The sequence below is a fragment of the Streptomyces sp. NPDC001093 genome, assembly GCF_040298985.1.
Classification (GTDB): Bacteria; Actinomycetota; Actinomycetes; order Streptomycetales; family Streptomycetaceae; genus Streptomyces.
This window is the reverse complement of record NZ_JBEPBF010000241.1, coordinates 1-6,741: the sequence shown is the minus strand read 5'-3', so window position 1 is coordinate 6,741 and position 6,741 is coordinate 1. Positions and strand designations below refer to the sequence as shown.

The 6,741-nt window shown below is 72.6% G+C and carries 8 protein-coding genes; 4 read left to right on the top strand and 4 right to left on the bottom strand.

Annotated elements, in window-relative coordinates; genetic code table 11:
- The coding region (locus ABT288_RS49000; RefSeq protein ID WP_351623256.1) for a HipA family kinase at nucleotides 1-563 on the bottom strand (563 nt) is incomplete at its 3' end.
- A 186-nt stretch (nucleotides 564-749) separates the two neighbouring features.
- Between ABT288_RS49000 and ABT288_RS48995 the strand changes: the two genes are divergently transcribed.
- Nucleotides 750-1,274: a Rieske (2Fe-2S) protein gene (locus tag ABT288_RS48995; RefSeq protein ID WP_351623254.1), complete on the top strand. Its 525-nt coding sequence runs from the start codon at nucleotides 750-752 to the stop codon at nucleotides 1,272-1,274.
- 6 nt (nucleotides 1,275-1,280) lie between these two features.
- On the opposite strand, the gene ABT288_RS48990 is transcribed toward ABT288_RS48995, so the two are convergent.
- The gene (locus ABT288_RS48990; RefSeq protein WP_351623253.1) at nucleotides 1,281-1,925 is read right to left on the bottom strand and encodes a cysteine hydrolase family protein; all 645 of its coding nucleotides are present in this window, start codon (nucleotides 1,923-1,925) and stop codon (nucleotides 1,281-1,283) included.
- Between the two features lie 138 nt (nucleotides 1,926-2,063).
- Here ABT288_RS48990 and ABT288_RS48985 point away from each other — a divergent pair, with 138 nt between their 5' ends.
- The gene (locus ABT288_RS48985; protein ID WP_351623251.1) at nucleotides 2,064-2,534 is read left to right on the top strand and encodes a pyridoxamine 5'-phosphate oxidase family protein; all 471 of its coding nucleotides are present in this window, start codon (nucleotides 2,064-2,066) and stop codon (nucleotides 2,532-2,534) included.
- Nucleotides 2,535-2,537: 3 nt separating this feature from the next.
- Here ABT288_RS48985 and ABT288_RS48980 read toward each other — a convergent pair whose 3' ends face one another.
- On the bottom strand, nucleotides 2,538-3,440 hold the full coding sequence (locus ABT288_RS48980; protein ID WP_351623249.1) for a LysR family transcriptional regulator: 903 nt from the start codon (nucleotides 3,438-3,440) through the stop codon (nucleotides 2,538-2,540).
- Between the two features lie 74 nt (nucleotides 3,441-3,514).
- Here ABT288_RS48980 and ABT288_RS48975 point away from each other — a divergent pair, with 74 nt between their 5' ends.
- Nucleotides 3,515-4,447: a DMT family transporter gene (locus ABT288_RS48975; protein WP_351623247.1), complete on the top strand. Its 933-nt coding sequence runs from the start codon at nucleotides 3,515-3,517 to the stop codon at nucleotides 4,445-4,447.
- A gap of 117 nt (nucleotides 4,448-4,564) precedes the next feature.
- On the opposite strand, the gene ABT288_RS48970 is transcribed toward ABT288_RS48975, so the two are convergent.
- Entirely contained in the window at nucleotides 4,565-5,896 is a 1,332-nt protein-coding gene (locus tag ABT288_RS48970; RefSeq protein WP_351623245.1) for an aminotransferase class I/II-fold pyridoxal phosphate-dependent enzyme, read from the bottom strand.
- 81 nt (nucleotides 5,897-5,977) lie between these two features.
- On the opposite strand from ABT288_RS48970, the gene ABT288_RS48965 reads away from it, so the two are divergent.
- Nucleotides 5,978-6,658, top strand: coding sequence for a pyridoxamine 5'-phosphate oxidase family protein (locus ABT288_RS48965; protein WP_351623244.1), 681 nt, complete (start codon nucleotides 5,978-5,980; stop codon nucleotides 6,656-6,658).
- Nucleotides 6,659-6,741 lie beyond the last annotated feature (83 nt).

The window sequence follows — 6,741 nt, the reverse complement described above, 5'->3', positions numbered from 1 at the left end:
AGGGCCGGGGCCACGCGGGCGCGGGCGGGGTGGGAGGCGTCGGCGGGGCGGGCCGCCGAGGCCTCGGCGGAGGGCCAGTTGTGGTGCCAGATCATGGTCGCGCCGTGGTCGATGAGCCAGAGCTCGCCGCGGTGCACCAGGAGGTTGGGATTGCGCCAGGACCGGTCCACGTTGTTGATCAGCGCGTCGAACCAGACGATCCGGCCGGCCTCCGAGGGGCTCACCGGGAAGGCGAGCGGGTCGTAGCCGAGGGCACCGGAGAGGAAGTCCATGCCGAGGTTGGTGCCGCCGCTGGACCTGAGCAGGTCCTGGACCTGCTGTTCGGGTTCGCCGAGACCGAGCACCGGATCCAGCCGGACGGTGACCAGCCGGGGCATCCGGAGTCCGAGGCGGCGGGCGAGCTCGCCGCACACCACCTCGGCGACCAGTGTCTTGCGGCCCTGTCCGGCGCCGGTGAACTTCAGGACGTAGGTCCCGAAGTCGTCGGCCTCGACGAGCCCCGGCAGCGAGCCCCCCTCACGCAGAGGCGCGATGTAGCGGGTCGCGGTGACTTCCTTGAGCATCGCCCCAGGTTACTGGGGTGGGGCCGACAGGCCGGACGGGGTGGGGCCGACAGCAGACCGACAGCTGTGGCTTACGGCCATTTCATGCCCGGACGGCAAGGATCTGGGTGCCCGTCTGAACGGGTGGCGCCCGGGCGCCGTACCCCTGGACGGATCACGAAAAGCTCCGCGGAAGGGAAGCCCCACATGACCAGCGCATCGCCCCAGCCGGCCACCGGACCCGCCCGCCGTACCGTCGTGGCGGCGGCCGGAGCGGCGGGCCTCGCCGCCGCGCTGACCGCCTGCGGTTCGGGCGACAACTCGTCCGACACGGCGAACACCGGGGCCGGTTCCTCCGGAACAACCGGCTCCACCGGCTCCACCGGTTCCTCCGGAACCACCGGTTCAACCGGTTCCTCGCAGAACAGCGGTGGCTCCGCCGGCGGCACCGCGCTCGCCAAGACCTCCGACATCCCCGAGGGCGGTGGCAAGGTCTTCAAGGACCAGGGTGTCGTGGTGACCCAGCCGGCGGCGGGCCAGTACAAGGCGTTCTCGTCCAAGTGCACCCACCAGGGGTGTGCCGTGGGCAGCGTGGCGAACGGCGTGATCGTGTGCCCGTGCCACAACAGCCACTTCTCCGCCGAGGACGGCAGTGTGAAGCAGGGGCCCGCGACCCAGCCGCTGCCCGCGGCGAAGATCACCGTCTCCGGCGACGAGATCAAGCTGGCCTGAGCCGTCTCACGCCCGCCCGCGCGGCCGTTGGAGACAGGCGAGCACCTCGTCGGTGGTCGAGACCGTGGCGACCAGCGCGAGGGTGTGCCGGATCATCGCGGGAGTGTAGTCGGCGGGCACCCCCGCGACGGCGTCGGCCGGGACGACGGCGGTGTAGCCCAGGTTGACCGCGTCGAACACGGCGTTGGGTATCGCCACATTGGCGGAGACACCGGTGACGACCAGCGTGCGGCAGCCGAGGTTGCGCAGCAGGGCGTCGACGTCGGTGCCGTGGATCGGTGACAGACCGTGCAGCCGCCGTACGACGAAGTCCTCCTCGGTGACCTCGATGGGCGGCGCGACGCGCACCGCGGTGGTGCCCGACAGCTGCTGCACGGGCAGCCGTTCGGCGGCCCGGAACAGCCGGGCGTTGCGGCTCGCGCCCCGGCCGTCCGGGCGGCGCTCGGCGAGCGCGTGGACGACCTGGACTCCGGTCTCGTGGGCGGCGGCGACCAGCCGGGCCACATTGCGCAGCGCGCCGGAGGAGCGGGCCTCGCGGGCGAGTTCGGGCAGGGCGCTGTCCGGGCCGACGACCCCCTGCTGGCATTCCACGGTGAGCAGGACAGTGCTCACGGGGTCGAGGAGTTCGCTGAGCTGTACGTACGACGGCATGGCGCGCGCCCCCTTCGAAGACGGGCCGTTCCAACCCGGGCCGTATCGCAGCCGACCCGTTTTCTTTTCTGACGTGATGTCAGAGGATCACCTGGACACGATAGTTCTCTGGCACGACGTGGGAGAAGAGGGGGCCGCATGACCGTCACTCAGCAGCGCCGGGGCCGGAAGATCATGATGACGCCCGGCGAGCTGGACGAGTTCCTCACCAGTCAGCGCACCTGCCGGGTCGCGACCGTCTCGGCGGACGGCACCCCGCATGTCAGCGCGCTGTGGTTCGCCTGGGACAGCACTTCGCTGTGGCTGTACTCGGTGGTGCGCAGCAGGCGTTGGGCGCAGCTGTGCCGCGATCCGCGGGTGGCCGTGGTGGTCGACTCGGGCGAGGAGTACGACCAGTTGCGCGGCGTCGAACTGTCCGGCCGGGTGGAGTTCGTGGGCGAGGCGCCGCGCACCGGTGAGCTGTGCGCCGAACTCGACACGCCCGAGACGCTGTTCGCGCGGAAGAACTTCGGCCTGGACGAGATGCCGCACGACGGCCGCCACGCCTGGGCGCGGCTGACCCCGGAGAAGATCGTCTCCTGGGACTTCCGCAAGCTGGGGTCGCCGTAGGGCTCAGCCGACCTGCTGCGCGGCCGCGCGCAGGGCCTCCACCGCCGCCCGGATCGACGGGCGGCGGTCGGCGTCCGCTCGCCAGACCACGTACACGTGCCGGCGCACCCGCTGCTTGAGCGGCGCGAGGACCACGCCGTCCGGGACCGGGTGCCGGCCCAGCAGCGGCGCGATGCACACACCCAGTCCGGCGGCGACCAGGCCGAGTTGGGTGTGGGTCTCGCCCGCGCGGTGGCCGACGATCGGCTCGACGCCCTTGGACCGCAGCGTGAACATCAGCCACTCGTGGCAGAACTCGCCCTCGCCCCAGGTGATCCACTCGTCCTCGGCGAACTCGGTGAGGTCCACCTCGTCCCGCTCGGCGAGCCGGTGCCCGGCCGGCATGGCGACCTCGGCCGGGTCGTCCAGCAGGGGTGCCTTGACCAGGCCGTCGGGCACGGGCATCGGCTTGTTGTACCAGTCCAGGACCACCGCGAGGTCCAGATCACCGCGGACGACGCCGGCGATGCCCTGCTCCGGCTCGAGCTCGCTGGAGCGCACCCGCAGCCCGGGGTGTTCGGCCCGCAGCGCCCCGAGCGCGACCGGGAAGAGCCCGCGAGCGGCGGTCGGGAACGCGGACAGCCTGAGTTCGCCGACGACCTGCCCGCGATGTGCCTCCAGGTCCGACTCGGCGAGTTCGACCTGCGACAGGATGCGTGCGGCGTGCTCCGACAGCAGCCGGCCGGCGTCCGTGAGCCGCACTCCGCGGCCGTTCTTGGCGAGCAGCCGCTGGCCGATCTCGCGCTCCAGCTTGCCCAGCTGCTGGGAGACGGCGGACGTGGTGACGTGCAGCGCGTCCGCGGCGGCGCTCACCGAGCCATGCCGGGCGAGGGCGTCCAGGGTACGCAGGCGCTCCAGATTCAACATGTTAGTGATTCTAAGAGGTACTCAGTGAGAAAACTAGATTGTGCTACGAGGTTGCCTGCAGCATCGTTGAGGTCATGAGCACGGTCACCGCGAGCAGAACCCAGTCCGCCTCCCCCACCCGGCCCCGCCCCCGCCTCGACTGGCGGCTCCGCTTCGGCGCGCTGTCCCTGATCTGGGGCTTCAGCTTCCTGCTGATCAAGGTGGGCACGGAGGGCTACGCACCCTTCCAGGTCACCCTCGGGCGTCTGGTGTTCGGTACGGCGGTACTGGCGGCGGCGATGGCGGTCAAGCGGGAGAGGCTGCCGCGCGGCGCCCGGCTCTGGGGCCACCTGGCGGTCGCCGCGTTCTTCCTGAACGCCCTGCCGTTCTCCCTCTTCGCCTACTCCGAGCTGACGATCCCGTCCACGCTGGCCGGCATCTGCAACGCCACCTCGCCCCTGTGGGGCATGGCCCTGTCCCTGGTCGCGCTCTCCGAGGACCGGCCGACCCGGGTCCGCGTGGCCGGCCTCGGCCTCGGCTTCCTCGGGGTCCTCACGGTCCTGGGCGCGTGGCAGGGCTTCCACGGGCTCGACGCCAGGGGTACGGCCATGGCGCTGCTGGCCTCGCTGAGCTACCCCGTGGGCTGGATCTACGTCCGGCGGACGCTGGCCGGGACGGGCAACTCCCACCTGTCGATGACGGGCGCGCAGCTGATGCTCGCTGCGCTTCAACTGGCCGCTGTGACACCGTTGTTCACCAGCTTCCCCGCGCACTTCCCGCTCGTTCCGCTGCTCGCGATCGCCGCGCTGGGGGCACTGGGCACGGGACTGGCGGTGCTGATCCAGTACGGGTTGGTCGCCGAAGTCGGGCCCACCACCGCGCAGATGGTCACCTACTTCATTCCGGTCATCGCCACGGGTGCGGGTGTGGCCGTTCTCGGGGAGTCGTTGCGGTGGACCACACCGGTGGGTGCGGTGATCGTTCTCGCGGGGGCCGCGCTCACCCAGGTGCGGCGGAAGAGCGCGTAGCGCTCACGCGAGTGCGGGGGAAGAGCGCCTGGGGGGCTGGGGCGTGAGGTTGCGTGCGCGAGTGCCGGTCCGTTGTGGCCTGTCGCGCCGCTCCCCGCGCCCCTTGTCCACTTGCCGCTAGCCGTAGACGCGCGCCGGTGACGGTCGTACCGCTGCCGCCACCGCGTCGGCCACGGACTCGATGTCCCGCTCCGTGAGCGCCGAGATCGTGATGCGGATCGCCGGACCGCTGTCGAGGCGGAAGCGGGCCCCCGGCGCGACCCCCCAGCCCGCCTGCAGCAGCCGGGCCACCGCGCCGGTCTCGTCGGGGACCGGCACCCACACGTTCATGCCGCTGCGGCCGTGGGCGGCGACTCCGCGTTCGGCCAGCGCGCCCACCAGCGCGTCCCGCCGGGCACCGTACGCCTGCGCCACCCTCACCCGGTCCACCGCACCCTCGGACCACAGCCGGGCCACGGCCCGCTGCAGCAGCAGGCTCACCCAGCCCGGACCGAGGCGCTGGCGGCCGCGTACCCGGTCGACGGTGACCGGGTCACCGGTGACGACCGCCACGCGCAGGTCGGGGCCGTAGGCCTTGGAGGCGGAGCGGACGACGGCCCAGTGGTGGGTGACGCCCGCGAGGGGGTGCAGCGGGAGGTCGACGATCCCGTGGCCGTGGTCGTCCTCGATCAGCAGGGTTCGGGGGTGGTCGCGCAGGACCGCGCGCAGGGCACGCGCGCGTGGGGCCGTCACCGAGGCACCGGTCGGGTTCTGCGCGCGGTCGGTGACGATCAGCGCGCGAGCCCCGGACTCCAGGGCCCGCCTCAGGTCTTCGGGGCGTGGTCCGTCGTCGTCCATGCCGACCGGGAGCGTGCGCAGGCCCAGCGCCGGGACCAGGTCGAGGACGCTGCCCCAGCCGGGGTCCTCGACGGCGACCGCGTCACCCGGTCTGAGGTGCGCGGCGAGGACGCGCTCGATGGCGTCGAGGGACCCGGACGTCACGGTCGTCTCGCCCGCCGGGACGCCGTCGGCGTCGAGTTCGGCGCGGGCCGTGCGGACGAGCTCCGGGTCGACCGGGTCGTCGCCGTAGAGGACGGGCCGCCGGTCGCCCTCCTCCGCCGCCGCGGCGAGGGCCGGGGCCAGGCGGGGCAGCAGGGCCGGGTCGGGGTTGCCCGCCGCCAGGTCACGGCCCCCGGCGGGGACCTCCACGCGCAGTTCCTCGCGGCCTGTGGTGGCCGGCTTGGACCGGACCCGGCTGCCCCGGCGACCGGCCGTCTCGATCACCCCGCGCTCGCGCAGGGTGCGGTAGGCGGCCGCCACGGTGTTCGGGTTCACGCCCAGTCGGGTCGCCAACTCCCTCATGGGGGGCAGGGGTTGACCCGGCCGCAGCTCACCGGCACCGACCGCGCGCTCGACGCTGGCCGCGATCTCGGCTGCGCCGCCCCCTTCGATGGGATACTCTCCTAGCACAAAGAACATTTTGCACTAGTGCAATGCCGTAGTGCAATACCGATCGCCAGATCGCCGTTGCTCGCCCATGGAGGAACCGTCATGCCGGGGACGACCGAGGAAACCCAGGCCGCCGCCTACACCCCGACCGACCGCACCGTGCCCACGCGCTCCGCGGACCGGGCGTCGTACGACAGGGAACTGGTGCACGCGATACTCGACGAGGGGTACGTCTGCCACCTCGGCTTCGTCCGCGACGGCGCCCCCGTGGTGCTGCCGACCCTGTACGGCCGGGTCGGCGAGCGGCTGTACGTGCACGGATCCACCGGTTCCCGCCCGCTGCGGATGACCGGCGAGGCCGACCCGGGTCTGCCGGTGTGCCTGACGGTCACCCACGTGGACGGGCTGGTGCTGGCCCGCTCCGCCTTCCACCACTCCATCAACTACCGCTCCGTGGTGGTGCACGGCATCGCGCGCCAGGTCACCGACCCCGAGGAGCGGCGGCTGGCCCTGGACGCGCTGGTGGACCACGTCGTGCCGGGCCGCGCCGCCGACTCCCGGCCCGCGAACAAGAAGGAGCTGGCCGCCACCTCGGTGATCCGGCTGGACCTGGACCAGGTCTCGGCCAAGCTCCGCACCGGCGACGCGAACGACGAGCCGGAGGACCTCGGCCTGCCGCACTGGTCCGGGGTCGTCCCGCTGCAGAAGGGCTACGGCGCGCCGGTCCCCAACGCCGACCTGGCGCCGGGCGTCGAGCTGCCGGACTACCTGAAGGCCCGGTAGGACAAGGCCCTGTGAGTGCCGGACAGGTGTTACACCGGGACCGGTTCCCGGCCGCCGCCGTCGCGGGCCTCGCTCACCGCGAG